Source organism: Elusimicrobiota bacterium (genome assembly GCA_026388155.1).
Taxonomy (GTDB): Bacteria; Elusimicrobiota; Elusimicrobia; order Elusimicrobiales; family UBA9959; genus UBA9634.
This window is the reverse complement of record JAPLKI010000013.1, coordinates 19,514-45,459: the sequence shown is the minus strand read 5'-3', so window position 1 is coordinate 45,459 and position 25,946 is coordinate 19,514. Positions and strand designations below refer to the sequence as shown.

The window sequence follows — 25,946 nt, the reverse complement described above, 5'->3', positions numbered from 1 at the left end:
GCTATTCGCTATACTTTATCTCCGTTTATCGCGTGGGTCTTAGTGCCGTTAAGCAGGTAGTCCGCTATCTGCTCGGCCGCCTGGCGCGCCACCGTAACCTGCGCGTCCTTCGTGGAAGCGGCTATGTGCGGCGTGGCTATCACATTTTCCATGCCGAAAAAGATATGCTCGGTCGCCGGCTCTTTGACGTAAACATCGCAGGCAAGCCCGGCTATTTGTTTGCTCTCAAGGGCCGCTTTTATGTCGGCTTCGACCATAATGCCGCCGCGGGCGCAGTTTATCAGTCGCACGCCTTTCTTCATCTTGGCTATGGCATCCTTGTTTATCATCCCCTTGGTGGCGGGATTTATCACGACATGATAGGTGATGAAGTCCGACTTCTGGTAAAGTTCGTCAAGGCTGACCATGTGAACGCCCAGTTCCCTGGCCCTTTCCGCCGTCATTACGGGATCGTAAACCAGCACTTTCATCTTCAGGCCCATGGCCCTGTCAGCCACCACGGCGCCCACGTTGCCGCAGCCGACCACTCCCAGAGTTTTGCCGGTGAGCTCCACTCCCTCAAATTTCTTTTTCTCCCACTTGCCGGCGTGGGTGGAAGCGTTGGCCTGGGGTATATGGCGGGCCAGCGCCATCATCATGGCTATGGCGTGTTCGGCGGTGGAAACGGTGTTGCCGAAAGGCGTGTTCATTACCAGCACCTTTTTGGAAACACAGGACGGAACATCTATATTGTCCACGCCGGAACCCGCGCGGGCCACGGCTTTAAGTTTTGTGGCGGCCTCTATAAGGTCACAGGTAAGGGTGGTGGCGGAACGCACTATTATAGCGTCAAACTCGGCTATGCAGGCTTTAAGTTCTTCAGGCTTCATGCCGGGTTTTACCACCGGCTCCAGCCCTCTTTCCCTAAGCGTTTTTTCACAGATAGCATCCGCCTTGTCGGCAATTAAAACTTTTTTCATTTTACGGTCTCCTTTGAATATTCTTTGGCCACTTCTTCGTAAGCCCAGTCCAGCCAATGGGTAAGGGCTTCCACATCGGAAGACTCCACGGTGGCGCCGCACCATATGCGGATGCCGGCCGGGGCCTTGCCGTAAGAATTGATGTCGTAAGCCACGCCTTCTTTATCAAGCATTGAGGTTATCTTCTTGGCGGCCTTGGTCCTGTCTTCGTCGCCCAGCTTCTGGAACCAGTCCGCTATAATTTTGAAACAGACGGAAGTGTTGGAGCGGGTCTCCCTGGTTTCGGCCAGGAAATCTATCCAGTCGGATTGTTCCACCCATTTTTCAAGAGCTTTCAGGTTGGCGTTTGAGCGTGCGATCAGGGCTTTCATTCCCCCTATTGATTCCGCCCATTTAAGCGCGTCTATGGCGTCTTCCACGCAAAGCATTGAAGGGGTGTTTACCGTGTTATACTCAAGTTCTCCCGGTTTCAGCTTGCCCTCGGCGGCCAGCCTGAACAGTTTGGGTAAAGGCCATGAGACTTTCGGCTCGTTCTCTTCCATCCGTTTGACGGCTCTCGGCGAAAGGATGACAACTCCGTGCGCGGCTTCGCCGCCTATCACTTTCTGCCAGGAGAAAGTTATCACATCCAGCTTCGAGTAATCCATTTCCATGGCGAATATGCCGGAAGTGGCGTCACAGATGGTGAGGCCTTCCCTGTCTGAGGATATCCAGTTGAGGTTCGGCACTTTAACTCCTGAAGTGGTACCGTTCCAGGTGAATATTATGTCGTTGGCGGGATTAGCTTTGGAAAGGTCCGGCAGTTTGCCGTAATCGGCCTTGTACTCGTTAATTTTCGGCAGTTTAAGCTGCTTTACCGCGTCGGTTATCCAGCCTTTTCCGAAAGACTCCCAGCCGAATATGTCCACGGGGCGGGGCCCGAGCAGGGTCCACATCGCAAGTTCAACGGCGCCGGTATCGGACCCGGCCACCACGCCTATGCGGTAATCCGCCGGCAGGCCGAGCACTCTTTTCATGCGCTCTGAAACTTCGTTCAGCCGGGCCTTACCCTCTTTAGAGCGGTGAGAACGGCCGACAAGCGCGTTCTTTAAGGCATCCACGGTCCAGCCCGGCCTTTTGGCGCAGGGGCCCGAAGAAAAATTAGGGCACTTGGTTTTTACTGTAGGTTTTTCCATTTTTATTCTTCCTTTGTCGCCCTTTATGAAGTTCTGTGCAGAGCTTCACAAGAACGAAAGTAATCGTGCAGACTTTTAGAGTGCTATAGCTACATTTAAATATATTAATCGAATGTTTGCAACCGCGTCTCCCGGCCCGCTATCCAAAAGAGCGGGGCAAGCCCAGCCCTTTTGGCCGCAGCAAGAGGCTTATAAACGACACTCTGGTCATAGAATCTGGAGTTGCGCACCAAAAGAGCTGGGCAAGTATTGTATCATTACCTATATAGTGCCCGGATTCCTAAACCGGGATATTGACCCGTTAATGGTTCTTTCGCCGTATAACTACATTTAAGGCTGTCATGAAATTCCCTGGAAAGAGAAAAAACAAGCATTACTTCCCGGTCACGGAGAAGGGTCGGGAAAGCGCCGACCCGCATTTTTTGCAGACAGAGCCGTTTTACCTGGTAGGCATAGACCAGCTGCTGGTGGACATTGAGTGCTGCGTTGAGCCGGAATTCCTGCTTCGGCACCGGCTCAAAAAAGGCGAGTCGCAAATCCTGAACGACCAGGTTGCCGAAGCTATATACAGAAAATTAAAGGCAGAAGGAAAGATCCTCGGCGAATACGCGGGCGGCTCGGTAGGCAACACCCTGCATAATTACTCTGTTCTATCCGACGAGCGCTCGGTCGCGCTTGGCGCCATTACCCGCAATATTACAGTGGGCGATTACGCCTTTAAATACATCCGCAATACCAGCGCGAAAGTCGATCTTTCTTATCTTCAGCCGTCCGACAATCCGATGGGAAGGGCGATGTGTTTCGTTACCCCCGACGGTGAACGGACCTTCGGCATAAGCAAAGGCTGCATGAACGACCTGACCCCGGAATTTATTCCCGGGGAAATCATTGAAAAAGCCTCAGCCCTCCTTATTTCCTCCTATATTTTACGCGATGAAAAAGACCCCATTTTCAGTTCTACGGTCAAGGCTTGTGAAATCGCTTTAAAGGCAAGGGTTCCTGTGGTGATGACGCTTGGAACAAGTTTTCTTATCGAATCCAAAAAAGATTTTTTTCGCGATTTCATAAAAAAATACGTCACCTGCGTCGCGATGAACGATCTTGAGGCGTTGGCTCTTACCGGTTTGAACGACCCGCTTCTGGCCGCTGAAAATGCTTTGGAACTCGCGGATTTTGTCCTTTTAACCGTGGGGGCGCACGGGCTTTACCTGGCGGGATATGTAGATGAGCAATTTGCCAGAAGGACCTCTTACAAACTTCGCGCCAAGTCTATTGTTGATTACAATATGTATGAATTCAGCCGCCCGATGAGAAAAAGCGGCTGCGTTAAACCGATAAAGATCTACAGCCATATAAATCCGTTCATGGGCGGCCCGAAGATCATCAAGAACACTAACGGCGCCGGCGACGGCGCTCTTGCGGCGCTCCTGCACGATCTAAGCGCCAGGAAATATCATCAGGCTAAAGTGCCGAATTCGCCCAAGAACCTGATAAATTCTTTAACCTATTCGTCCCTGTCCCAGATCTCAAAGTACGCCAACCGCGTTAGTTTTGAGGTTTTAGCCCAGAATTCACCGCGCCTGATGCGCGCCCTGCCTGAAAAAGAAGATAACCTGCAGCAGGCGTATTGGGACACCTGACCGGGAACGAGCAAGGCAGAAAGATATGCCCGGCCGGCGGTTATTACAGCCGCCGGCAGCGCCGATTTTGCCGCGTTATTATGTTAAAATATCCGGAGAGCGGGTCGCGCGGAGAGTAATTTTGATAGCGGGGGAGCAATGTTTTACAAATATATCATCAAATTTGACGGGGCGGAAGAGAAAGTTATTGATATACAGCTTGATCCCGTCACGCTGAACCTCCTGCCGAAAAAAGACGGGGATTTCCCGCAATGGACGCTCCTGGACTACGGGAAATGCAGCGTCTGCCCTTACGACGGCGCTTCGCAAAAATACTGCCCCCTCGCCCTGAACCTGGCCCACGTGACGAAGATGTTCTCCGACAAATCCTCCACCATGACCGTGGATGTGCGCGTAGTCAGCCGGGAGCGGGAATATTTCAAAAGAACAAGCCTGCAGACCGCGCTCAGCTCGGCCATAGGCATATATATGGTGACCAGCGGCTGCCCGGTGATGGATATTCTAAAACCCATGGTCAGGTATCACCTGCCTTTTGCGTCGCTGAACGAAACGGTAAACAAGTCGGTTTCCTCTTACCTGCTGCAGCAGTATCTCCGGAAAAAGGAAGGCCTTGAGCCGGACTGGGAACTGAAAAAACTGAGCAAGGCCTATGAAAACATAGAGATTTTGAACCGGGCCATAGTGGGCAGGATCAGGAAAGTTTCCGAAAAAGACGCCAACTGTAATGCAGTCATTATCCTGGACGTTTTCGCCAAAATGGTCCCCCGGCGCATAGGCCAAAGCATCCCCGTAAAAGAATTTCTTCTTCACGAGTGAACAGGCACGGCTTAGCCCGGCTTTTTTGATCCTCCCTGCTACCGCACAATAACTTCCATTATCCTGAAAGTTTCAGTTGAAACTTTCCCTTCGCGGTGCTCAGGTGCGCTTCGCGCGGTATACACCCTCGCAAATTCTGCGCGCAATGCGCTTGATTTGCGACCCGCAAAGCGGGGAATCCTGGCCGTCTGATGGCCATAGGCCTTTGTTACGGCACCTGCGAAGGCATTGCATATTTTTGTTCCTTATATTTTCAAATGAGAATAACCTTGAACTGCAGGATTCAGGTTATGTCAGCTGGACAGGACAAAGTTCCTAAGGCTATAATAGCGAAAGGGAGCAATGCCTGAAATTCACAAGAGTTCCCTAGTGTAGTGCGTCAGACATCTCTTTATATTTGACTGGCCGAATTTGGAGCGAAACAAGGAACGAGGAGCGCGCATAGTGGGTCTATGTAAGCGACGAGTGACGCAGTTGTAGCCCAAAAGCGGCCAGCCCCCTGGGGGAGGCGCATTTTTGGCCGGCTACTTCGTTGCTCCAATACTTGCGTAGGTGCCGTAACAAGCACGGTGTGCATCAGACGGCCTCACTTACAGACCCCCGGTATGCTCACCCTTTCCCAACGGCTGAGGGGACACCGCATGGCGGTTTCCCCTCGTCGCGCCTTGTATCTGGCTCAAACCTGCGCCTCCAAATGTCAAGAAGTGTTTGACGTACTACACTAGCGGGTGTCTGACCGGGCGGATGCTTTCGGAGTGTGCGGGCTGCCTTCGGCAGGCGCTCCGTGAAGAAAAAACAAAAAACTTCGGTTTTGTGAGGAGGAGTTATTCCCGTGAAAGATAATCTTATTTTACCGCTTTTAGGTTTTGCCGCAGGCCTGGTTATGCTGGTATTGGGGATTATCAAACGCGGCCGGGCGCGGTCGTACAAGGATATTCCCTGCGGCGGCATTGGTTCGCAGGCCGGCGGGGCCAGGCAATTCATAACCGGAAAGGCTCATTCGCCGGCTCTCGTAAGCTCCCCTGTCACTAAGACCGCCTGTTTGTTTTACCTTGAGACGACAGACCGGAAGGAAAGAGAGCGGATAGGAACTGCTTCCTCTTCACAGGGAGAATGGCGGTCGCGCTGGGTGAGGGAATCCACGAACGCCAACGGGGGATTTTTCGTCCGCGACGGTTCAGGAACCGCTCTGGTCGTCCCTGTTCCGGAAAGCGTTGATTTCCGCAAGCCCGCGGCGACTGAGTCCAACGATTCGCTGCTGCCCGACAACACCTCCGGCGCCATCAGGAAATCGGAGCTTATTATAGCGGAAGATGAAGATGTGGCGGTCCTTGGAAGGCCGCAATCCCTGGGCGAATTCATGCAATACCTGCGCCAGAACACGGATATATGCGTTCCCTCCGGCCTTTTAACGGAACTGGCCAGGCTGGAGAACGATCCCGGCTCCAGCGGGATGCCGTGCTTTTTCGGTCCCGGCGTGGAAAAGGTGGCCGACCAGTCCTACGGCGACTATATCACCGGTATCGCATCATCGGCCTCTTTACTGCTGCAGATAGGGATTGTTATAGCCGCCATTGGCGCCGGCGCCCTTATTTACGCGCTGAAGTAGTTTTAGAAACAGGAACAGCGGCCATTTATTTTGCTTTTGGGCGGCCCCTGGACAAAGGCATGGAGTCTGCGTCTGTCCATCCTCTCCAATACCTCTTTGGAAAAAGTGCGGGGCCCGCAAGATCAGGTTGCTGCGGAGGCGCAGGGCGGAGCGAAGCTGCACAAGCCCAAGGCAGGTTTAATATCTTCAGCCGGAGAGCGCAGGTTAGAACTCCGTCCAGATGGTAGTACCCTTTACATCCTTATGGGTACAATTTACCAGAAAATTGCCCCAGTTGGCTGTATCGGACGAGTCAGAGTAATACGCCCAGCCGCCGTAATCGGAGGGTGTGTTGTAATCTTCCCCTTTTTTAGTAGGCGGGGAGGTGACCGGGAGACTGGCGTTGGTGTAGAGGGATGGAACGTCCGGGATACCATCATGCCCGGTGAGGGGCAGTTTCGCGACAGGTATTTCCTTTATGTATTTGGCGTTTACGGTGAGGCTGGTCAAAGCGTCGGCGCCGGTAGGGAACCAGCCTTCGTTGTCGCTGTAGTAGATCTGCAAAGCGCTTCTGACGGCGGAGAGGCCGCCCTTCGTAGCGCCTTCCTTCGCTTTGTTTATCATATCGGCGAACTTCGGAATAGCTATAGCGGCCAGGATACCGATGATAGCCACCACTATCATAAGCTCTATCTAGGTGAAGCCTTTCTTTGTTAACTTCATAATCCGCCTCCTGTGACCGCTATCCGGGAAACACCGCCTTGAAGAAATCTGTCTGTAAACCAAAAAGCCCGGGAATGCCGGTCCGGGCCTTTGTCCTGCTGAGATTTTCACTTCGGAACAAACTTTTTTAGCGATACTTTTTTACGATCTCCGCCATCCGCACGTGAATGGCCTTTCTCTCTTCAGGTGTTTTGGCGGCGCGCATCTGCGCGTTAAGCGGCTTCAGTTCGGCCTGCAGCAGGGTGTTCTTTTCTTTACGGGCCTGCGCCGCAGACCTCTGCTCGGGTGTCAGCTTAGCCTCTTGTTCCGCCGCGTGCCTGGCCATAAGGTCCTTTATCTTAACCTGATAGCTCTCGCGTTCCTGCGGGGTTTTAGCCTTCGCCATGGATTGCTTCAGTTGATACAGCTCCCAGCGATATGTGTCCTTTTTGAGCATTTCCTCCATCTTCTGCTGGCGAGCCGCTTTTTCCGCGGAAGTCAACTCTTTCACCGGGTGGGCGGCCCGGTACGCCTGCCTGGCCTGATTCATCTTTCCTTGTATTTCCTTGCGCTGCTCAGGCGTTTTGGCGTTCTTTAGCTCGTTCATAAAGCCTGCCATCTGCTGATGATACGGGTCCTGCGGGTGATTGAGCGCGGGCGGCTGGCCGTGATTCGTCCCAGCCGGCGCATCCGCCGCGGCCGCGGACAGCGCCAGCGCGCCTGCCAGCGCGGACAACAAGAGCAATGCCGTGACAATTTTTTTCATAATATCCTCCAAGACTGTTTTATTCCAAAAACGATACTTTGTGACGATAAATAGTGGCTGACCCAATTTCCATGTGCACTGCGCGGTTATTTTCCGAGTTTCAGGGATACTGAATAATTGAGGCTTACATCGTTGCGGGTGACTCCCGGCAGCGGCCTGGATGAATACTCATTGTTCAGTGTTATCCGGAAAAACCATTTTTCCGGCACTATCGTAAATTGAAGAAATGCTTCGGCGTATGTGCGGTAATCGCCAAAATCGGCGATTAGCGGGAAATACATAAAGTCAGTGCCCAACTGCGCGTAGTCGGACAACCGTACCGGGACTATGAACCTTGCCGCGCCGCGGAATTCACGCTGTACGAGCCCGGTTTCGTAGGAGGAATATTCAGGCATGGGCCCCACGCTTATAACCACGCGGTCTCTGGCTTTTTCCTGCAATAAAAAGTGGTAACAGATTCCGGCGGAGTTGGCTGTGCGGTACTTTAGAAGCAAAAACTTGTTTTTGCCGTGCGTGCTGCTGACATACAGATTCAAATGAGGCGCTGCGGCGTAGGTGTACAGGAATGCGGCGCGGGTTTTATCCATAACAACGCTATCGCCGAATTTGACATGATTTTCTTCGGCCTGGATAAAGAAGGTGTTTTTTTCGTCCATGAGCCTGCTGAAATCCATTCTGCCGTAGTATCCCACGCTGTCCACATTGCCGTGCATGTAGCTGCCGCCGGCGGAAAGGTCAAGGCTGTATACTTTAACCGGCTGCCATTTTTCCGGCGCGCGGATACGCAGATCGTCGTAGCGTGAAAACTGCTGCGCATGCAGCGTAACCGGCGCAAAACAAATCATTGCTAACATCGTTAATTTTGATTTCATATTGAAAATAATAGCAAAAACCGCGCCCAAAGCCGAAAACTGAATTTTTCTTGATGAAAATGTTTTTAAATAATGCATTCCCGCTCTCTTTTTGCGCTTTGCGAAATTTAAATTTACTAATCATGCCTCTTTATGGGAGAATAATAGAATGGATGGAGGAATTATGAAAACAATTATGGTAGCGCTATCCCTGATTATTGCCGCGTTCTCCGGAACGATTGCGCAGGCCGCGGACAATAAAGGAAAAGTATTGGTGGTCATGTCCGGCGTTGACTATCTGACGCTTAAAAGCGGCAAGCGGCATCCCACCGGCTATTTCCTGTCCGAACTGACAGGGCCCGCTCAGGCAATAGCTGCCGCCGGCTACGACCTGGTTTTCGTCAACCCTACCGGCAAAGAGCCTGCGATGGATAAAACAAGCGACAGCGCGCAGTGGTATAAAACGGAGCAGGATTATCAGCGGGCCAAAGCTTTTATAAACAGAGCGGCCGGCTTAAAAAAACCGCGCAGGCTGGATTCATTCACGGACAAGGAGCTCTCAGCATTCAGCGCCGTATTCGTGCCGGGCGGCCACGCGCCCATGGAGGACCTTGCCAAAAACAGCCGCCTGGGGCGGATACTGGCTTTTTTTCATAACAAGGGAAAACCCGCAGCGTTTATTTGTCACGGACCGGCGGCGCTTCTATCTTCGGTCGGCCGGGGAAAGTGGATATATAACGGCTACAAAATGACGGTGTTCTCCACCCCCGAAGAAAAGCTGCAGGAGAATGATGCCGCGCTGGGAGGTTTTGTCCGTTTTTACGCGGCGGAAGAATTGTCCAAAGCGGGAGGATCGGTCGATGCCGGCGCGCCCTGGAGCAGCCACGCGGTGCGGGACAGGGAACTTATCACCGCGCAAAATCCGATGTCGGAAGGGGACTTTACCCCCCTGTTACTGGAAGCTCTGGCGGAGCAGCGGACCCGGAAGCTGAATGCGGCGGAGTTCATGGATGGGCAGCCGCTGCCTGAAAGCAAAATGGTCAAAATCTTTTCTATCCAGGCATCCAGCGCGGCTTATAAAACTTTTTACTGGGGAGTTAAAAAGGACGGACAGCCGGAAAAAGACTTTCACGAATGGCTAGCATCGCATGTAAAAGCGACAACCGCGGCTTTTAAGGAAACCGCGCTGACAGAGTATACAGCTGTATACATGGACGGCATGGAACTAGCCTATCAGACCTGGGTAAGCCAGGATGCGCTTAATAAGGCCTTTGAGACGGAAGCGGGCCGTCAGCTGGCAAAAGACGTTTCCGAACATATGGACGCCCTGGCTTTCAAAAAAATCTACATACCCGAAGAGCGTCCGGTGCACTGAAAAACCTCTGATTTAACTTGGCGCCGTTTGCCGAGCGAAAGCCGCAGGCCAAAATAAAAACCTGGCTTATAAAGTAGGGAAGAGATTACAACGATTAAAGAGAGATTACAGCAATAGCAGACAGATAGGCATAGATTATCATCGTCATCTTTTTCTCATCGCTGAAATCTATTTTTCATCACTGTTATCTCCCCAAAAGAAAGGGTCCGCGAGACACCCGTTTGATAAGGGCCGCGGACCCAACAATAGTCTAGCAGACAGATTTCATTTGTCAAGGCCCAGAAAAAGTGAAATTAAAGATCCACCCCGGCCTGCATAAGCCACCTTGAAAAAATACCGGAAAAAGGTTCTAATATTACCGAGGCTCCATGAAAAAGAAAATTTTGATAACCGCTTTTATGCCGTTTGCCGGTCGCAGACAAAATTCCGCGCTTGAAGTAATGGCGCGGCTTCGGCCTTCCGCTTTTAAGAACTGTCGGCTTTACAGGGAAAAACTGCCCGTGAGCGGCCAAGTTATAGGCCGGAAAATTTCCGGCCTTATTTCAAAGCTAAAACCCGACTACCTTGTTTCGCTGGGGCTTGCCGCAGGAGAAACGGCCATACGAGTTGAAAGATTCGCACTCAATATCCAGGATTACGGTATTAAAGACAATTCCGACTATCAGCCCAAGGGCCGGCTGATAAAGAAAGACGGCCCCGCCGCGTACTTTGTGACCTCAAACCCCGCGCGCCTGGCGGCTGCGGTAAAAAAAGTTTCGGTCCCGGCCTACGTAAGTAACCATGCTGGCGCCTATGTCTGCAACCACCTGATGTATGAGGCCCTGCACGTTATAACTTCCACCAAATTGAAGACAAAATTCGCTTTTATACACCTGCCGCTGACCACGGAAATGACCGCGCCGGAAACAGGCCGTACCATCCCACCGTCGCTACCGCTGGCCACCCTGTTAAAAGCCGTAGAAGCTATTATAAAAACCCTGGCCTGATCCGGCGCGCTCAAAATCTTGCGTTGACTATTACCATTACCGGCAGCGTGGAATTTTTTATTATGTTCACCAGGCCTATTTGCAGGCCTTTACTCATGTTCTCCGCATAATTTACAAAACCTAGCTGAAAGCCGGTGAATTTCTCGGCGTAGTTGACCCAGCCTATCTGCGCGCCTTTCATATCTTTAGCCATGTTAACGCCGCCCCACTGCATGCCGGTGGCCGTGTCGGCAGAAGTCACCAGGCCTAACTGCAACCCGTTAAGATTGCCGGTTTTGCCGTAAATGAACGTCCCCTGCAATCCGGTATTAGACGGCGTATTGGAATATAGAAGCCCGATCTCAATGCCGCTGACAGAATGGACCAGCGGATAAGCCGCCGTATCGCACAGGGACAGCTTAAAGAAACTGGGGTCAGCCGCAAAAGACGCCGAAACTCCCGTAAAAAGTAAAGCTGCCGTAATAATAAGTTTTTTCATGGTTTTCCCCTTAAAGTCTGCGGAAAACAATATACCATTTTGGAACGCGAAAATCCGTCTCCTCGCCCTATTCCCTATCCGCTAGCCCCTAGCCCCTGCCGTTCACGCCCATTGGCGGCCGCACATTATTTTGAAGGGGCAAAGCTCGCAGGTTTTTATATCGGAGGCGGGTTCAAAATTCAGCTCCGGGGACTTGATTTCATAAACCAGGTAAGAAACGGCCTTTTGCAGTTTGGCCAGGTCCGCGGCCTTATCTTCGCTCTTGGCGAACAGAAATTCTTCGGTTATCTTATGAGAGCCCAGCATCATAAGGCAGGCGTCCACGGCTTCAAGCGCGACATACGGGTTTTCGGCCAGGTAGAACATTACATAAAGCGGCAATTGCACGGATTTCAGGGTTTTAGGCCAAGATTGGCGGTCTTCAATATCAAATTTTTTTAGGTTGGGCGTTTTGGCCGTGGAACCGGTTTTATAATCCACTATGATATGGGCATTGCGGCCCTTTTCATCCGGGCGCAGGTCTATGCGGTCGGCCCGGCCGGTGAACTTAACTCCGTCCAGGGTAATATCGAAAATCTTTTCGCAGCTTTTTATCTGCGCTTTGCCCGCATTTTCCTTATGATAAAGCAGGATATCGCGCAGGCGGCGCAATATCTGTTTTTTTATAAGGTATTCGTAACCGGAGTCATGATTTTTAAGCCCGGCGTCAAATATCTCTTCGGCTATTTCGGTCGCACGGGTGAGCTTTAACTCTTCACCTTGTTTGTGTTCCCTGAATAAGCGCTCCAGTATCCCATGCACTATGCCGCCAATTTCAGCCTGCCCGATTTCGTCTTCCACTTCGTCTTTTTCTTTTACGCGAAGCACATACTGGTAATAGAATTTTAAGCCGCAGGCAAGATACGCGTCCAGGCTTGACGGCGAAAAGGTGAAATTTTTGAGGTACGCCAGGACATCTTCGGCTTTGGCCACTGGCGGCGGCTCCTGCTGTGTGAAGTTAAGTCGGAAATGCACCTCTTCTTCTTTGGGTTTTTGCCCCGCCACTTCAAGGTCCCAGATAAGTTTCTGAACGAACGGGCTTTTTTCGATATCGGGCGCGTCTTTGTAGAAAATGTGGGCTTCTTCGGCCTGGGAGATAAGCACATTAAAGTAATATTTTGCCACCGACTCGCGCGTTTTGTAGGTGGGCAGGCCGAGGCCCCGGCGGATAAAGTGCGAAAGGATGGTGTCTTCTTTTTTTGAGCCGGGCAGTATGTCGGCGTTCGCGTCCAGGAAATAGACGCGGTCAAATTTAAGGCCGCGGGTTTCAAGCGCCCCCAGCACCTGCAGGCCGGAGAGCGGAGTGCCGGGGAACGGATAGGCGGAACCTTTAATATAGGACTTGAGCAATTTGAAGTAGGAGGAAATATTTTCAAGGCCGCGGCCGGAAAGCGCGGAGTTTGAGAAGGCGTGCAGGTCTTCGTAGAGTTTTTCTATGAACGGCGCGGAATAGGGGTGAAGGTTCGCGGTGCTGTGCTCCGAGATGAAGGAGACCACAGCTATAAGTTTATCCGCGAAGTCTTTGATGCTCTCAAGTTTTTCAAAGGGGCGGATTAGGTTTTTGTGGATGTTTTTAATATGCGCCTGTATCTCTTTAACGGTCAGTTGGGCGTCGGCGTAGTTTTTAAGCAGGTCGGCGCATTGTGCAAGCAGGGCGGTGTCGGTTTCAATATCTTCAAGGGTCAGGTATTTGTTTATTTTGGAGGCCAGTTCCGTCTCTATGGTCTGAAAAATAATACGCGTCGGTTCGCTTGATCTGTTACCTGTTACCTGTGACCTGTCACCTGTGTCCTGTTCCCTCTCACTTGTGACCTGTGACTTGTGACCTGTGACTTGGAAGTATATGTTCTTAACGTACGGATGAAAAACGAATTTAAGGTAATTAGGGGCGAAGTATTGGTCCCCTGAGCGTTTTTCAAGCAAATCGCCCAAAGAGTCTATAAGCGAATAGACCGGCGTGGCGGTTACGGGATACCCCATAGAGATGTTATAGTCCCTAACTTCCCCCAACACATTGAAAAGCACGGGAAACAGCGCGTCCGAAGATGGCAGAACCACCACATCTTTTGAAGTGAGGGTTTGGCCTTTTAAAATATTCGCAAGTTTAAACACTTCCCCGTGCAAATCCGGCGCTTTATAGAAGTGTAAAGCAGGCTGGCAGGCTGGTGAGCTTGTAGGCTGGTAGGCTTGAAGAGAACTCTCAAGAAAAGTGAACTGTTCTTTTAGGCCCGGTCCTTCCTGCAGCAGGAGAATGGAATCGGGGAGCCTGGCGAGGGCCTTGAAGATTTTCTTTTCCGACGCGGTCAGGGCGAAAAAGCCGGCCAGGATTATTTTTTTATTTCCCAGGCCGGTCTCCTGTATTTTTTCGGCGGTTTTGGCGTATTTAAGCGACCGTGTAAGCAGTTTTTCTTTTTCAAGCCGGGTGTAAAACTGTTCATACACTCCGGAGAAGCTTTTCAATTTTTTAATAAATGAATCCGACCCTTTTATTTCACCTGGCAGAATGGAATCGAAGTCTTTAAGCTCCTTGGGAGTTTTGAGCTCGATCTTAAGCTCTTCAAAATCCGAAAATATCTTAAATCCCCAGGGCAGGAAGGTATCCAGAGAAAGGTTGCCGGTTTTCCCTATAATGCCGGCCAGGTCGCCCAGCATATTGTCGTAAAGGATGCCCACGGCGTCAAGATTGGATAGTTCCGTGCCTTTTATTTGCGCCAGTTCCGCCAGGTGGTCTATAAACCCGTCCATGGAAAATATAACAGGCGGCTCAAAAGCGGCCCCGAGCTTATCCGCCAGGTATTTGCGAAGGAAGTGGGCGGGACGTTTGCCCGGAAAGACCACTATATTATCAGCCAATGACTTATCTGCCAGTAAAATTCCCCCGGCTTTTTCAACCAGATTTTCCCGCGGACCGATAATATTTATCTTCATTAGCCTAAAAGTTGCAGTTGCAACTTTTCCTTTCGCAGAGCTCAAGGTGCGCTTCGCCCCGCACTTTGGCCCATTTCGGAAAAAGTGCGGGGCATTGCGCTTGGTTTTCGACCCGTTGCTGCGGGGAATCCTGCATTTTATTGTTCACCTGATTTTCCTATAGAAACCAACATTAACTGCAGGATTCAGGTTAGAATGAAACGCCGGCGGTAACCTGCACCATCAGTTTCGCTCCGGAGAAAGTATATTCACTGTCGGCCGGGCCAAGATAGGCGTTCACAAGGCAGCCGGCCGAGAAGTCGTTGATATTCTTGTAGGTCACCCCGGTGGAAAGCACGCCGGAATTATCGTTAAGGTTGCGCACATAATTCATATTCAGCGTCATGTCCGTTATTATGAACCGGCTTATGCCGGTGAACACCGCCCCGTAGTATTTAGACAGGTAGTTGGGGGTATACAAGCCGTTGCCAAGCATGAAATCCCTTTTTGTTCCGGGGCTCAGTACCGAGAGCGGCCCGGAGAAAGTGTAAGGCGTCATGTCCCTGAACGGGGTTTTAGTATAGCCGGTCTGATTATAAAAGAATTCGGTAGCCACGGTAAGCCTGTCGGTGAAATTGCCAAGCCGAAACCCTTTGCTGAAATTAACGGCTGCTTTGGAAACCCAATCGTCTTTCTTCCGATATGTATCCAGCACACCGCCGCTGTCCCGGATGAACCGGGTATTGTCGCGGCGCGCCACGCTTACTTCGCCGGCTATATCCACATGCCCCAGGCGGCTTGAAAGGTCGTAGCCGAAAACCGGGTAACGGCCGCGCTTGGCCCAACCCGAAAAAGCCATTTCGGTCCTGCCGGTGAGGAATTCAAATTTCAGCGCGCCGCCCAGATCCCGGTCTTCGGCCGCGTTGCCGGTATCCAGAAAACCGTAAATATTATAATCGGTGCCGAAAGGAACATGGAATTTCACGCCGTAGGCCCCATCGCGATAGCCTATTTTTGGGATAAAGGTCTTTTTCTCCACATTCACAAGGTCAGTGGGATTCCATAAATAACACCTGCCCCACTGCAGCACCTGCTTGCCGGTGCGGAAATAGGCGCGGCGGTTTATATTGAAATCCAGAAAAGCCTCCCGCAGTATGGAAGTTGTTTCCCGGGTTTTTGCGTAATACTCCGTTTCCATGTTGGCGAAAGCTTTGACCCCGTTCTTCAGGCGCGCGTCCAGCATTATGTTGCCCAATATGTAGGAGTTGAGCGGGTTTCCGGTAGAAGTGCTGTAAACAACATCCTCCAGCACGCTTACCGCCTCGCCGGAAAAAGCCACGGTTTTCTTTTCCTCGGCCGCGGGCGCCGCCGACGCCTCCTGTGTGGCCACCCCGGAGCTTGAGAACATTTCAAGCTCCGAAGCGGCATCCTCCGCAAAAACCGCGGCAGGCCAAAGAATAAGCCACAACGCCGCTGTCATGAAAATCTTTTTCATAAATTATCAAATAAAATATTGAGATCCGTATTCAAAACTTGTGACTTGCAACTTGTGACCTGTGACTTACTTACTGAGATTCTCCAGGTACGCCTTAGTGAATATTTTATCGTCCAGCTTGCCGGGGACGATATTAGCTATCTCCACTATGGTCTTGTTGCCTTTTTCGAACTCGTCAATGAATAACTGCTTCACCGGCACATAGCGCCCCTCTATCTCGGTGAACTTGATGGAATACGCCGTCTGCATCAGCGTGCCGGAAAGGGAATAGGCCTCCTGCTTGAGCAGCAGGTTGTTGTCGCGGCGCGTCCAGAAGATCTGGCGTGGATAATCAACATCGTTGACCCTGGCTTTCAGCTCGAATTTATATACCGGCACTTTGCCGAGAATATCCTCCGAGATCTTTTCGGTGCCGGAAGAATCGAACACGGGGCCGTAAAGCTCGTCAAGCTTGCGGGTTTCGAAATCCGAGCTATGGGCGTCGGAACCGCCTATGCTTTCGTCGCGGTTCACGTGCTGAAAAGTGCGGGTGTTCTTGCGGTACATCCAGAAGTTGTCGCCCACGCGGATATAGCCGTTGCCTTTTTCGTTCTCGGGGGCGTTCATTACTATAAGAAAAGCGTCGTCGGAATCGCGGCGGAAGTAGGCCATGTCGATTATTTTGGTGCCCTGTCCGGCGCGCTGCTGGGTCAGGGTGACGTCGGCGCGGACATCCTTTTTCATTTTGTAATTCGCGTCTATGGCCTTGAGGATGGGCGTCACGCGGCTTTCGGCGCAAAGCCGCGCCGCGGGAAGCAGGATAAAGAGGCCTGTTAAAATAAGTTTTACCATGTTATATCCCTATGTATAATGCCTTAAAGCCTGCGCGGGCGGCAAGTTGGCGCCGCGGTGAGCGGGGAACCAGGCTGTAACCACCGCTATGGCCATTATCAAAGTCACGCTGCCGGCAATGCCCGAGAAAGTGGGCAGGAAGTACAGATGACTGTTCACAAGCAGCATGCCCAGCGGGTTGTCCTGTACGGTAAAAGTTATAAGCGTCAAAAGCTTCATTGCCGCGAAGCCCATTATTATCCCCGAAATGGACGAGAACAGCGTGAGAAAAAAAGTCTCCAGTATGAACATGTTCCGCACGTCGGCGCGCTGCATGCCTATGGAACGCACGGTGCCTATTTCGCGGGTGCGCTCGCGTATGGTCATGCGCAGCGTGTTCACCACGCCCAGCAGTATTATGAAGAACAAAACCACCACCGCGGAAATAGTTATGATGTTCAGCACGGATTCGAGCTTAAGTATGTCGCTGGCCGTTTCGTACATGGTGGACACGTCTATGGTGGTGCCTTTCCATTTGTTCCTGCCTATTTCCTGGTATTTTTTCCTGTACTCGTCGGTGTTGTAAGTGCGCTTAAGCAGTATCCACTCCGGAGCCACAAGCCCGCTCCAGGCGCTGTCCAGGGGAAAAGAGTACGGCTTAACTTCCGGTCCGGGCGCCGCGGGCATACCCCGCTCTTTTGGTCCACTGCCTCCAGCATTAAGTTTATGTCCAGCTCCCTGATTATCCGTTTCGCGGCCAAAAGGGCGGGGCATATCTTCATAATAAAGATCGTAAAAGCCGGAGTCGTTCATCAGTATCACGTTCTCCCCGGGATATCCGCCGGCGGAGCAGACCGCGCTTATGTTGTAAGACGCCTCTTTTGGGGTTTTTTCGAACTTCCTGTCGTAGCGGATGTTTATGGCGTCCCCGGCGGATACGCCAAGCGTTCTGGCAAGCCCGGCCGGAACGATAACCCCGTCTTTTTTGAAAGCTTTTTCAAAACTGCCGGCGGAAAGCTTCAGCATCCCCGATATTTTCTTTTTAGCCTCATCGTCGCTTTTATAGCCGAACACCGCTACGGGCTTACGGCCTGAACGGCCCGAGACTGAAGCGTAAATTACAGCGGCGCCGGGTTTAAGCCGTTCATGTATGCGGCCGGCCAGCGCGAACGCGTTCTTCTGCGGGTCTTTTATTTTAAGGCTAAGGCTGCCCGTTTCATATGGCCGGTAGCCCAGCAGTTCTTTTGCGCGGGGCAGTTCCAGAAAAACCACCGGCTGCATGAAGATATTGTCGTTCCTCATTATCCCCACTACGGTCAGCCTGGCCGCCTGGTCCTGCCCGAACATGTTCCGGAAGCGCACCCGCACCACGTCGCGCCTCTTTACGTTCAGATAACGGGCTTTCTCGGCCGAAATTATAACCGGATTTTCTATGGACAGATCCTCAACGTCCTTCCAGTTCCCCTCCACCAGACGGAATGACTCCTCAACTTCCTTCAGGGCCGTCTTGCTGATGGTCTTCTTAGTGTCCACGCCCACCAGTATTATATTATCGGACCGTCCGTTGCCTATGGCGCGCGCGAACATTCCTATGGATTCATTCGCCTCTTCTATAAGAGGCTCGTTCTTTATTGCCGCCAGAACGCGTTCTTTGTCGCGGAATATCTCGCGCATCACGCCGCCGCGCTCGTTAAACCGCACGGCCACGTGCCCGGTTACGTAGCGCATTATCTTGTTGAACATTATGTCCGATATGCCGTGCGAAAAAGAATTGGCCGTCACGAGTATGGCCACGCCTATGGCCATGGCGGAGCCAAGCAGAATATTGCGGCGCCTCTGGCGCAGCAGGTTTCTAAGGCTAAGTCTTATAAGTAACATAATATAAAAGGGGTTAGCGGCTAGCGTATAGGGGTTAGGGACGGAGTTTCTGATTTGCTTTAAGGTCTTTCTTTTTTAAACCCTAATTCGCCACCCGCTATTCTCTATTCGCTACTCGCTATTCGCTGCCTCCTGTTAGTCCCTCGATATCGCGTCCAGCGGAGTTATTTTCACGGCCACCCGCATGGGATACAGCGCTGCTATTACCGTAACCACCACCAATTGGAAAACGGTCAGCCCGATATCCGGGAAACTCAGCAGCGGGTTGAAGAAGTTTCCGCCGTAAAGCAGCTGCAGCATATCGTTGGCGGTGGTTATCCGCAAAAGCGGGATGACGCGCACAGCCGCTATGCCGGCAATTATCCCGCCGCCCCCGAAAACCGCGGAAAGTATGGCGGTCTCGCCCAGGAACATGCCCGCTATGAACGTTTTGTGCGCGCCTATGGCGCGCATCATCCCTATTTCAGAGGCCCGCTCCAGGGCCGACATCGTAAGAGTGTTCACTATTATGATCACCGCCACGCAGAAAAGCAGCGTAACGAACAGGAACAGCGCGCCTTTTATTATCAAAGCCATGCCGCCCATGGGGCCCGAAGCCTTGTTCCAGGGAATGGCCCGCACTTCCGTTTTGCCGTCGGAAAGGGCGCGGTTAAGGTTCGCCAGCGCGTCCTTGTAATCCACTCCGTCATTGAGCTTTATGAAAACGGCGTTGTAAACTCCGTCTTCCGCGGCCTTCGCGGCGGCGGCGGGAGCGGCTTTAAGCCTGGGCTTGGATTTATAATCGGACACCATCATGTCCGAGCCGCCGAACAGCGAATCCAGGTCGGAACCTTCCATACCCAGAAGCTTTTTTTCCTCTTTGGGCACCTGCGCGGCCATGTCGGCGGCGGTGAAATAGCCCAGGCATTCGCGGTAGGACTCTATGTCCACCAGGCAGAAATGGCCGAAGATCTTATTGAGCGCGCCGTAGCGCACTATTCCCTTTATGGGGAAGCGGATGTCATTGGTGGAGTTTATGCCGCTCGACATGCCCAACATCACCGCGCTGCTGCTTACGGGCAGGGTATTTATGGAGGAGAGGGCTTCTTTAGTCAGGTTCTCCTTCACCACTTTCCCGCCCTCCGGCAGGAACCAGACGTTATAGAAATTGTAGAACTCCTCGCGCGCGAAATCCGGGAACAGCAGCGCCCGCTCGCCCGGCTGCGGGTAGCGCCCCTCTATTATCTTGAAGTTGTCCGAGAACATCTTGCGGTATTCGGCGAAATCCACGCCTATCAGGTAGGCGAAGCCCGGGGTGGAGGAATTCTCGTCGAGGAACATGGCCAGGTTCTTTCCGACCGGCAGGAAATGCCGCACGTAAGGCTGGGCCGCCAGTATCTCTTTTATTTTTTTATAAGAGGTTACGGGCTCTATGGTTCCCCCCATCATGGGCAGCAGGATATTGTCGCCCTTCTGCGCGTCGCTTATTATAACCACATCGCCCATGAAGCCGTTGATGATGTTCTTTTCTATGCCCGCCGCCATGCCGGAAATAACGCCGTTGCCCACCGTCATCAGGAAAGCTCCCGTGAACAATATAACCCCTATCACAAGGCTTTTTCCTTTGTGGCGCAGTATATTGCGCCAGGCGATGGTCAATATCAGCTTCATGCGGCCACGGGCTCCTTCTCCAGCAGTCCGTCTTTTATCTTCACTATGCGCCGGGCGTATTTCAGCACGTTCGCGTCATGCGTGGAGAAGATGAACGTGGTTTTTTCTATTTCGTTCATCTGCCGCATAAGTTCAAGTATGGAAGCTCCGGTCATGGAGTCCAGGTTCGCGGTGGGTTCGTCGGCAAGGATGATGTCCGGGTTGGTGACCAGCGCGCGCGCTATGGCCACGCGCTGGCGCTGCCCGCCGGAAAGCTCGGCCGGGCGGTGAGCGGTGAATTCCCTGAGCCCCACCTCTTCCACCAGCTTTTCAGCCCGCTTGCGCGCCTCTGCCGCGGACTTTTTCATCAGCAACAGCGGGAATTCAATGTTCTCCATTACGTCCAGCACTGGGATAAGGTTGAACGTCTGGAAGATAAAACCTATCTTGTTGAGCCGGATGTCCGTTATCTGCTTGTCGTTAAGCGCGGTGATTTCCCGGCCGCCCACTTTAACGCTGCCGGAAGTGGCCGGATCTATGCAGCCTATGACATTCAGCAGCGTGGTCTTGCCGCTGCCGGACGGGCCTATTATGCTCATAAAATCGCCCTCGGCCACGGCCAGGTCCACCCCGCGCAGCGCGGGCACTATGGTATTGCCCAGAGGATAATCTTTTTTCAGTTCGTTAATTTCGATGATATTCATATTCTCTTCCTTCTCATGCCGGACTCTTGCCTTGAAAAACCACAATATTGACAGCCGATGACCGGGAGGAAAGCGGGATATTCTGACTTTATTAATGTTCCCCTGTGTATTTTTATGCAGCCGCTATTTTGCGAAGTTCTTATTCTATAAAATAACCTGTCAGGAGGGTTTCCTTATTGTGGACGACATTTTAATCATATTCCGGTTAGGCCACGCAGGAGCTTCGCATAAATGTCCAGGTCCCGGCGGGAGAAGCAGCAGAAAGTAACTTCGATACCGGATTTTGTCTTATCTAAGAACTCGCGGACGGTTTGTACCGCTATGGCGGCGGCCTCTTCTCCGGGGTAGCCGTAAACCCCGGTGCTGATGCAGGGGAAAGCGATGGTTTTAAAACCGTTCTTCCCGGCTAGCTCAAGCGAATTCCAGTAGCAGCGCCTTAAAAGTTCCGGCTCGTTACTTTTACCGCCGCACCAGACAGGGCCGACGGTATGTATAACATGCCCGGCCGGCAGTTCATAGCCGTCTGTAAGCCTGGCCTCGCCGGTCTTGCAGCCGCCCAGGCTGCGGCACTCTTCCAAAAGGCCGGGCCCGGCGGCCCGGTGAATAGCCCCGTCCACGCCGCCCCCGCCGAGCAGGCTGGTATTGGCGGCGTTAACGATGGCGTCCGTTTCAAGCGCGGTTATATCTTCGATTATTGCCTTCATGCAAAGTCCCTGCCTTTATTTAACTGGCACTGAATTTTTTCAGTGCCCCCGTTTAAATTCCACGGCGGGATATACTCTTAATTTTTCTTATTGCGGGGTGGCCTGCTATAAGCGACAAAGCTTTGGCAAGCAGGGGTCTGCCTATAGCTGAATATCGCCAGGGAGATGCCCCGGAGGAGTGCGGCAAGGGGATCAGGTCAAAAGAAACCCCGCCGCGGTTGACATGAAAAACCCGGCCTACAGCGTCATCAAGCTTTGAAACTTCCATAAACTGCGCTATGGCCAGCTTGCCGACAGGGATAACCAAGGCAGGCTGAAGGATTTTCAGCTCGCGGTCCATCCAGACGGAGCAGCTTTCCACCTCTTCCGGTGAAGGCACGCGGTCGCCGCCGGAGGCTTTCTTGCCGGGAAAGCAGCGGCATACCGCCGCCATGTAAATAGCGGCGCGGAATTCAGCCTCATCTATGCCGGCGGCCTCATTAAACCAGCGGAACAGGGTCTTCCCGGCCGTCCAGGCGAAAGGGCGGCCCATTTTAGGCTCTTTATCTCCGGGGGCCTGGCCCACAAGTATAACCCGGCTCATTACCGGGCCGCCGCTTACGACCGGCGGATTCATCTCAGAGCAGCGGCGGCATTCCAATAACCCGGCCACATGCTTTATAAGTTCCGCCCTGGTACCACCCTCCTGCGGCTTGCGCTTCGGTTTTAAACGCATAAATCCTTTCTGCGCGGCTACCCGGTTAGAGGGAAGTCCCCTGTCTTATCTACGGACGAGTTGCCGGGTTTTAGAACAGGCCCTGTGGCGGAAACAGGTGACCAGATGGTCGTTAACCAGACCGGTGGCCTGCATGTGGGCGTAGACGATGGTGCTGCCGACGAACTTGAAACCCCGTTTTTTAAGGTCCGCGCTCAGGGCGTCGGATTCTTTAGAGGTGGCCGGGAGCCGGGAAAGCTTTTTCCAGCGGTTCAATTTCTGTTTTCCGCCTACGAAAGACCAGATATATTTTGAAAAACTGCCGAATTCCTTTTGCACTTCCAGAAATTTTTTAGCGTTATTTACCGCGGCGTTGACTTTCAGGCGGTTGCGGACGATACCGGGGTCTTTGAGCAGCGCGGCGATCTTTTTAGTGTTGAACCTTGCGACTTTCTCCGGGTCAAAACCGGCGAACGCTTTACGGTAACCTTCCCTCTTGTTCAGTATCGTGGACCAGGCGAGCCCCGCCTGCGCGCTCTCCAGCGTCAAGAACTCGAACTGCCTTTTGTCATCGCGCACCTGCACACCCCACTCCCTGTCGTGATAAGGGATATATAACGGGCTGGACCCATAAGCCCAGGGGCATCTTTCCTGTTTTTTCATAAAACCTTTATTTCTTCAAAAACACTCACGGCCGGCCCTCAGGCCGCTCCCCATAATTTCAGGACGGCCTGTTCCTCTTCGGCGCACCTCACTTTCTTGAACCGCGCGCCTGAAACTCCGTGCACACGCCCCTGGCATTGCGGCCAGGTGGTATGGCGCTCCACGCGGCCTTCCACCAGGCTTAGGTAGAACCCGCCGGTTTTTGGTTTGGGAAAGTGCGAGGTAGAGCGCGGCGCGGGCTTGCGCAGGTGCTCAGCCGCCGGTTCCAGCAGCGAATAGCCGCAGCCGACCGCGGGGCCTTCGTAGAGTTTGGGCCTCAGCCCCTTGGAGAAGGCCGCCGCAATAGCATCGCAGCGCTCGTTTATCTCGTGGCCGGCGTGGCCTTTTACGTGCCCCCAAGCCAGCCGCCCTTTCCGGGCCTGGGAGAGAAAATCGAGGCGCTCCCAGAGGTCGCGGTTGATCACGGGCTTGCCCCCCGCCGTCATCCAGCCTTTGCGCTTCCAGCTATTTATCCAGCCCGTAATCCCGTTGATGAGCAGGCCGGAATCGGTGTAGAGCTTGACCGGCTCGGGCCGGTCCTGCACGGCGTTGAGCGCCGCTATCGCTCCCCGCATCTCCATCCTATTGTTCGTCGTCGGGCGCTCCCCGCCGCCGAACTCACGGATGCGGTTCTCCGGGAAGATGATGACGGCCGCCCAGCCGCCCGGCCCGGGATTGCCCGAGCAGGCGCCGTCGCAATAGATGAATATCGTATTCTTCATCGCCGGAACGCCGCCGCTGTTATCTTGTTTTTCTGGCAAATCCCTCTTTCACATTGGCGTCTATAAAAGTGCCCAATCCCTTCCCGGCAAGCGCGAGGGTCTTCATCTGGCTTATATTGCCGGGGCCCGCGCTCTGGTTGGAATATATATAAACAGAGTTCGTTGTGAACCCGATTTTTACAGAGTCTTTTCCGATTTCATACGACGCAACCGTGGAATTCCCGCTAAGGTTCTTATACCGTTTCATTTTTGTCCTCTTTTTTTCCGTATTTTTTAAAATCCATGCGCGTCTGAGGCGCTTTCGCCCTACTATTTTAACAAATCCCGCCCATCTCAAAAAATAAAAAAGGACAGCACCGTCGTGCCGCCCGCGCATATAAAATCCGGCCCGCTGCGGACTGCAAAAATAAACCGCCCGCTTTCACTGTTTTTCTTCCCCGCCGGGCGGCGCCTTTTTAGTGTGTCTGCCGGTTATTTTGGCGAGCCCTCTTTCGGGGGCTGTGGTTTTTGTATCAGCTGCACACCCAGGCGGCCTATTTTGGCGCCTATGCCGGCAAGTATGAACACGGCCATAAAAAACACTGAGAAATTAGCGACCTGGTTTATATGCGGCGGCAGCGGCACGCTTACCTCGCCCTGGGCGAGCGCCAGCGTAACGGAGGCCTCGGCCTTAAACAGCTGCGGCGCCTGCAGCCGCCCGTAAAGCGTCATAACCAGCAGCACCGCACTGCCGATAAGAATAGCGACTCCCGCCGACAGCAGAAAATAACCTGTTTTTTTATCCATATATTCCTTAACTATCATCTCCTCGGTTTCCTATCCGAATACCGCCGGAACAGCGAAAACAGGGAGTCAGGGGCGGGCTGACTAAGCTAAGCGGCCGCCGCTGATTGCCCTTCAACTTCTTTGTGATCCACTAATAAAGCCGGAAGGAACGGGATAGCGGCCAGCACCAGTATCGTAGTGCCGGCATTTACCCAAACCAGGTTTTTAAATGTCATATGATATTTTTCGAACAGCGCGGAGCCGATCAGGTCGGAAAAGAAAAGCCCCCAGTTCCATACGCTCATGATCACCGAATAGCCGACGGCCTCGCTGCCCTTGGGCGTAGCCCTGGCGGCCAGGTCAAAGAGAGGAAGCTGCGCCAGGCTTAAAGCGAAACAATAAATGGCTTCTATCATCATGGCCGAATTCTTGTCGTTGTAACCCAGGTACAGCAGCGACAGCGCGGCCGTAAAGAAAACACTCCCGTACAGGAGCTGCCTCAAAGAAAGCCGCCGGCAAAAGTAGACATAGAAAAACGCCCCGGCAGCCCCGGCGATGGCGTCGATTAAAGTAAGGAGGCCGATGAATTTCTCGCTGAAATGCAGCGTGTCGGTCTGGTAGAACATCAGCGGCGTTAAAAACCCGGGGGCGAACTGGACCAGGAAAAGCAGCCCGGAGGCGGCCCAAAGGGTTTTTGCTTTCAGCGCTATTTTAAGCTGGGACACTATCCCTTTCCATATCTTCGGATCGCGTTTCGCGGTGGGTTTTTCCTTGTACAGGAAAAGGGCTATAAAGAACAGCAGGAACAGCGGGATTGCGGCGGTCATGGCCGAAACGCCAAGTGCCCGGGTGGCAAGCAGCGCCCCCAGGGGCACGCCTAAACCCGCTATATTCATGGCCAGCACGCGCACGGAGCTTAATTTTCCCGTAACGCCGAAGGTCTGCCCGCCTTCCACGAGTATCCCGCCGGATATCGTACTGACAAAGACCAGCGCGATATTCATAATTACCGCCATGATCACCATGGGCGTATATCTGGGTGGCACTACCGCCACCGCGAGCCAGAGGAGCCCGGCGGCCAGACTGCTGAATATCAGATAGTGCCGGCGTCTGGTCCCGAAGATCGGGATAGAGTCGGAGATGATGCCGGAGATGATCTTCAGGTTCCAGGGCATGGCGGCCAGCTGCATGAAAAGGGCGACCCGGAGCGGCCCCTCGTGCAACTTATCTTTAAGCAAAAAGCGGAATGGATAAAGCCCGATGACTCCGGTTTGCGCGTAAGTGCTGGCAAAGATCCCGCAGCCGACCAGGAGCGCGACATTGAAATACGGAACTTTCGTGAACTTCAAAAAACGGCGGGGTTTCTTGCCGCCGAAGGGCGGAACGACATGCTCTCCGGCGGCTAAAATGGAAATAGCATTTGCAGATTCGGTCATCCGGTAAATTCCTCTGTGGGCCCTTCTTAGCCTGTATCAGCCGGAGGGTGTTTGCCGCCCGACAGCATACAGATTCGGTCATAATTATAGCGTTTTTTTTCACTTCGCAAGTTTTCTTGTAAGTC

Annotated in this window: 24 protein-coding genes; 5 read left to right on the top strand and 19 right to left on the bottom strand. The window is 52.8% G+C overall.

Annotation, left to right across the window (positions count from 1 at the left end; translation table 11 throughout):
* Positions 1–8: 8 nt before the first annotated feature.
* Positions 9–959: a hydroxyacid dehydrogenase gene (locus tag NTX59_04850; protein MCX5784994.1), complete on the bottom strand. Its 951-nt coding sequence runs from the start codon at positions 957–959 to the stop codon at positions 9–11.
* Positions 956–2,134: a phosphoserine transaminase gene (locus tag NTX59_04845; GenBank protein MCX5784993.1), complete on the bottom strand. Its 1,179-nt coding sequence runs from the start codon at positions 2,132–2,134 to the stop codon at positions 956–958. The genes NTX59_04850 and NTX59_04845 overlap by 4 nt, the downstream gene beginning before the upstream one ends.
* 341 nt (positions 2,135–2,475) lie before the next feature.
* Here NTX59_04845 and NTX59_04840 point away from each other — a divergent pair, with 341 nt between their 5' ends.
* The 3 genes from NTX59_04840 to NTX59_04830 all read left to right on the top strand — a co-directional run bounded on the left by NTX59_04840 (position 2,476) and on the right by NTX59_04830 (position 6,199).
* Positions 2,476–3,774 (top strand): inosine/guanosine kinase, encoded by a 1,299-nt coding sequence (locus NTX59_04840; GenBank protein ID MCX5784992.1) that lies wholly within the window; start codon positions 2,476–2,478, stop codon positions 3,772–3,774.
* A 138-nt stretch (positions 3,775–3,912) separates the two neighbouring features.
* Positions 3,913–4,590 carry a hypothetical protein gene (locus NTX59_04835; protein MCX5784991.1) on the top strand — a complete coding sequence of 226 codons (678 nt, stop codon included), beginning with the start codon at positions 3,913–3,915 and terminating at the stop codon, positions 4,588–4,590.
* 832 nt (positions 4,591–5,422) lie between these two features.
* Entirely contained in the window at positions 5,423–6,199 is a 777-nt protein-coding gene (locus tag NTX59_04830; protein ID MCX5784990.1) for a hypothetical protein, read from the top strand.
* 204 nt (positions 6,200–6,403) lie between these two features.
* Here NTX59_04830 and NTX59_04825 read toward each other — a convergent pair whose 3' ends face one another.
* The 3 genes from NTX59_04825 to NTX59_04815 all read right to left on the bottom strand — a co-directional run bounded on the left by NTX59_04825 (position 6,404) and on the right by NTX59_04815 (position 8,518).
* On the bottom strand, positions 6,404–6,862 hold the full coding sequence (locus tag NTX59_04825; protein MCX5784989.1) for a hypothetical protein: 459 nt from the start codon (positions 6,860–6,862) through the stop codon (positions 6,404–6,406).
* Positions 6,863–7,028: 166 nt separating this feature from the next.
* Positions 7,029–7,646 (bottom strand): hypothetical protein, encoded by a 618-nt coding sequence (locus NTX59_04820; protein MCX5784988.1) that lies wholly within the window; start codon positions 7,644–7,646, stop codon positions 7,029–7,031.
* Between the two features lie 86 nt (positions 7,647–7,732).
* Positions 7,733–8,518, bottom strand: coding sequence for a DUF481 domain-containing protein (locus NTX59_04815; protein ID MCX5784987.1), 786 nt, complete (start codon positions 8,516–8,518; stop codon positions 7,733–7,735).
* A 163-nt stretch (positions 8,519–8,681) separates the two neighbouring features.
* Between NTX59_04815 and NTX59_04810 the strand changes: the two genes are divergently transcribed.
* On the top strand, positions 8,682–9,872 hold the full coding sequence (locus NTX59_04810; GenBank protein MCX5784986.1) for a type 1 glutamine amidotransferase domain-containing protein: 1,191 nt from the start codon (positions 8,682–8,684) through the stop codon (positions 9,870–9,872).
* Between the two features lie 368 nt (positions 9,873–10,240).
* Complete coding sequence (locus tag NTX59_04805; protein MCX5784985.1) at positions 10,241–10,858, top strand: pyroglutamyl-peptidase I; 618 nt, start codon at positions 10,241–10,243, stop codon at positions 10,856–10,858.
* A gap of 10 nt (positions 10,859–10,868) precedes the next feature.
* Here NTX59_04805 and NTX59_04800 read toward each other — a convergent pair whose 3' ends face one another.
* The 14 genes from NTX59_04800 to NTX59_04735 form a co-directional block, all read right to left on the bottom strand.
* Positions 10,869–11,336, bottom strand: a complete 468-nt coding sequence (locus NTX59_04800) for a hypothetical protein (GenBank protein ID MCX5784984.1) — start codon at positions 11,334–11,336, stop codon at positions 10,869–10,871.
* 102 nt (positions 11,337–11,438) lie between these two features.
* A complete protein-coding gene (locus NTX59_04795) occupies positions 11,439–14,303 on the bottom strand; it encodes a PD-(D/E)XK nuclease family protein (GenBank protein ID MCX5784983.1) in 2,865 nt (954 codons plus the stop codon).
* Positions 14,304–14,493: 190 nt separating this feature from the next.
* Positions 14,494–15,777 carry a hypothetical protein gene (locus NTX59_04790; protein ID MCX5784982.1) on the bottom strand — a complete coding sequence of 428 codons (1,284 nt, stop codon included), beginning with the start codon at positions 15,775–15,777 and terminating at the stop codon, positions 14,494–14,496.
* Positions 15,778–15,843: 66 nt separating this feature from the next.
* Entirely contained in the window at positions 15,844–16,608 is a 765-nt protein-coding gene (locus tag NTX59_04785; GenBank protein MCX5784981.1) for an outer membrane lipoprotein-sorting protein, read from the bottom strand.
* A gap of 9 nt (positions 16,609–16,617) precedes the next feature.
* Entirely contained in the window at positions 16,618–18,465 is a 1,848-nt protein-coding gene (locus NTX59_04780; protein MCX5784980.1) for an FtsX-like permease family protein, read from the bottom strand.
* A 135-nt stretch (positions 18,466–18,600) separates the two neighbouring features.
* Entirely contained in the window at positions 18,601–20,115 is a 1,515-nt protein-coding gene (locus NTX59_04775) for an FtsX-like permease family protein (GenBank protein ID MCX5784979.1), read from the bottom strand.
* Positions 20,112–20,798 carry an ABC transporter ATP-binding protein gene (locus NTX59_04770; protein ID MCX5784978.1) on the bottom strand — a complete coding sequence of 229 codons (687 nt, stop codon included), beginning with the start codon at positions 20,796–20,798 and terminating at the stop codon, positions 20,112–20,114. Before NTX59_04770 ends, NTX59_04775 begins: the two co-directional genes overlap by 4 nt.
* A 194-nt stretch (positions 20,799–20,992) precedes the next feature.
* On the bottom strand, positions 20,993–21,502 hold the full coding sequence (locus NTX59_04765) for an O-acetyl-ADP-ribose deacetylase (protein ID MCX5784977.1): 510 nt from the start codon (positions 21,500–21,502) through the stop codon (positions 20,993–20,995).
* A 52-nt stretch (positions 21,503–21,554) separates the two neighbouring features.
* Positions 21,555–22,118 carry a uracil-DNA glycosylase family protein gene (locus NTX59_04760; protein ID MCX5784976.1) on the bottom strand — a complete coding sequence of 188 codons (564 nt, stop codon included), beginning with the start codon at positions 22,116–22,118 and terminating at the stop codon, positions 21,555–21,557.
* 144 nt (positions 22,119–22,262) lie between these two features.
* A complete protein-coding gene (locus NTX59_04755) occupies positions 22,263–22,859 on the bottom strand; it encodes a DNA-3-methyladenine glycosylase I (protein ID MCX5784975.1) in 597 nt (198 codons plus the stop codon).
* Between the two features lie 38 nt (positions 22,860–22,897).
* Positions 22,898–23,620, bottom strand: coding sequence for a ribonuclease HI (gene rnhA / locus NTX59_04750; GenBank protein MCX5784974.1), 723 nt, complete (start codon positions 23,618–23,620; stop codon positions 22,898–22,900).
* 19 nt (positions 23,621–23,639) lie between these two features.
* A complete protein-coding gene (locus NTX59_04745) occupies positions 23,640–23,867 on the bottom strand; it encodes a hypothetical protein (protein ID MCX5784973.1) in 228 nt (75 codons plus the stop codon).
* Between the two features lie 224 nt (positions 23,868–24,091).
* A complete protein-coding gene (locus NTX59_04740; GenBank protein MCX5784972.1) occupies positions 24,092–24,406 on the bottom strand; it encodes a hypothetical protein in 315 nt (104 codons plus the stop codon).
* Between the two features lie 86 nt (positions 24,407–24,492).
* Positions 24,493–25,821: an MFS transporter gene (locus NTX59_04735; GenBank protein MCX5784971.1), complete on the bottom strand. Its 1,329-nt coding sequence runs from the start codon at positions 25,819–25,821 to the stop codon at positions 24,493–24,495.
* Positions 25,822–25,946 lie beyond the last annotated feature (125 nt).

What these genes read in the sequence shown, in the direction of transcription:
- NTX59_04850 (MCX5784994.1), bottom strand. Translation starts at nt 959, where the DNA reads ATGAAAAAAGTTTTAATTGCCGACAAGGCGGATGCTATCTGTGAAAAA.
- NTX59_04845 (MCX5784993.1), bottom strand. Translation starts at nt 2,134, where the DNA reads ATGGAAAAACCTACAGTAAAAACCAAGTGCCCTAATTTTTCTTCGGGC.
- NTX59_04840 (MCX5784992.1), top strand. Translation starts at nt 2,476, where the DNA reads ATGAAATTCCCTGGAAAGAGAAAAAACAAGCATTACTTCCCGGTCACG.
- NTX59_04835 (MCX5784991.1), top strand. Translation starts at nt 3,913, where the DNA reads ATGTTTTACAAATATATCATCAAATTTGACGGGGCGGAAGAGAAAGTT.
- NTX59_04825 (MCX5784989.1), bottom strand. Translation starts at nt 6,862, where the DNA reads ATGATAGTGGTGGCTATCATCGGTATCCTGGCCGCTATAGCTATTCCG.
- NTX59_04820 (MCX5784988.1), bottom strand. Translation starts at nt 7,646, where the DNA reads ATGAAAAAAATTGTCACGGCATTGCTCTTGTTGTCCGCGCTGGCAGGC.
- NTX59_04815 (MCX5784987.1), bottom strand. Translation starts at nt 8,518, where the DNA reads ATGAAATCAAAATTAACGATGTTAGCAATGATTTGTTTTGCGCCGGTT.
- NTX59_04810 (MCX5784986.1), top strand. Translation starts at nt 8,682, where the DNA reads ATGAAAACAATTATGGTAGCGCTATCCCTGATTATTGCCGCGTTCTCC.
- NTX59_04805 (MCX5784985.1), top strand. Translation starts at nt 10,241, where the DNA reads ATGAAAAAGAAAATTTTGATAACCGCTTTTATGCCGTTTGCCGGTCGC.
- NTX59_04800 (MCX5784984.1), bottom strand. Translation starts at nt 11,336, where the DNA reads ATGAAAAAACTTATTATTACGGCAGCTTTACTTTTTACGGGAGTTTCG.
- NTX59_04795 (MCX5784983.1), bottom strand. Translation starts at nt 14,303, where the DNA reads ATGAAGATAAATATTATCGGTCCGCGGGAAAATCTGGTTGAAAAAGCC.
- NTX59_04790 (MCX5784982.1), bottom strand. Translation starts at nt 15,777, where the DNA reads ATGAAAAAGATTTTCATGACAGCGGCGTTGTGGCTTATTCTTTGGCCT.
- NTX59_04785 (MCX5784981.1), bottom strand. Translation starts at nt 16,608, where the DNA reads ATGGTAAAACTTATTTTAACAGGCCTCTTTATCCTGCTTCCCGCGGCG.
- NTX59_04780 (MCX5784980.1), bottom strand. Translation starts at nt 18,465, where the DNA reads ATGTTACTTATAAGACTTAGCCTTAGAAACCTGCTGCGCCAGAGGCGC.
- NTX59_04775 (MCX5784979.1), bottom strand. Translation starts at nt 20,115, where the DNA reads ATGAAGCTGATATTGACCATCGCCTGGCGCAATATACTGCGCCACAAA.
- NTX59_04770 (MCX5784978.1), bottom strand. Translation starts at nt 20,798, where the DNA reads ATGAATATCATCGAAATTAACGAACTGAAAAAAGATTATCCTCTGGGC.
- NTX59_04765 (MCX5784977.1), bottom strand. Translation starts at nt 21,502, where the DNA reads ATGAAGGCAATAATCGAAGATATAACCGCGCTTGAAACGGACGCCATC.
- NTX59_04760 (MCX5784976.1), bottom strand. Translation starts at nt 22,118, where the DNA reads ATGAATCCGCCGGTCGTAAGCGGCGGCCCGGTAATGAGCCGGGTTATA.
- NTX59_04755 (MCX5784975.1), bottom strand. Translation starts at nt 22,859, where the DNA reads ATGAAAAAACAGGAAAGATGCCCCTGGGCTTATGGGTCCAGCCCGTTA.
- rnhA (MCX5784974.1), bottom strand. Translation starts at nt 23,620, where the DNA reads ATGAAGAATACGATATTCATCTATTGCGACGGCGCCTGCTCGGGCAAT.
- NTX59_04745 (MCX5784973.1), bottom strand. Translation starts at nt 23,867, where the DNA reads ATGAAACGGTATAAGAACCTTAGCGGGAATTCCACGGTTGCGTCGTAT.
- NTX59_04740 (MCX5784972.1), bottom strand. Translation starts at nt 24,406, where the DNA reads ATGGATAAAAAAACAGGTTATTTTCTGCTGTCGGCGGGAGTCGCTATT.
- NTX59_04735 (MCX5784971.1), bottom strand. Translation starts at nt 25,821, where the DNA reads ATGACCGAATCTGCAAATGCTATTTCCATTTTAGCCGCCGGAGAGCAT.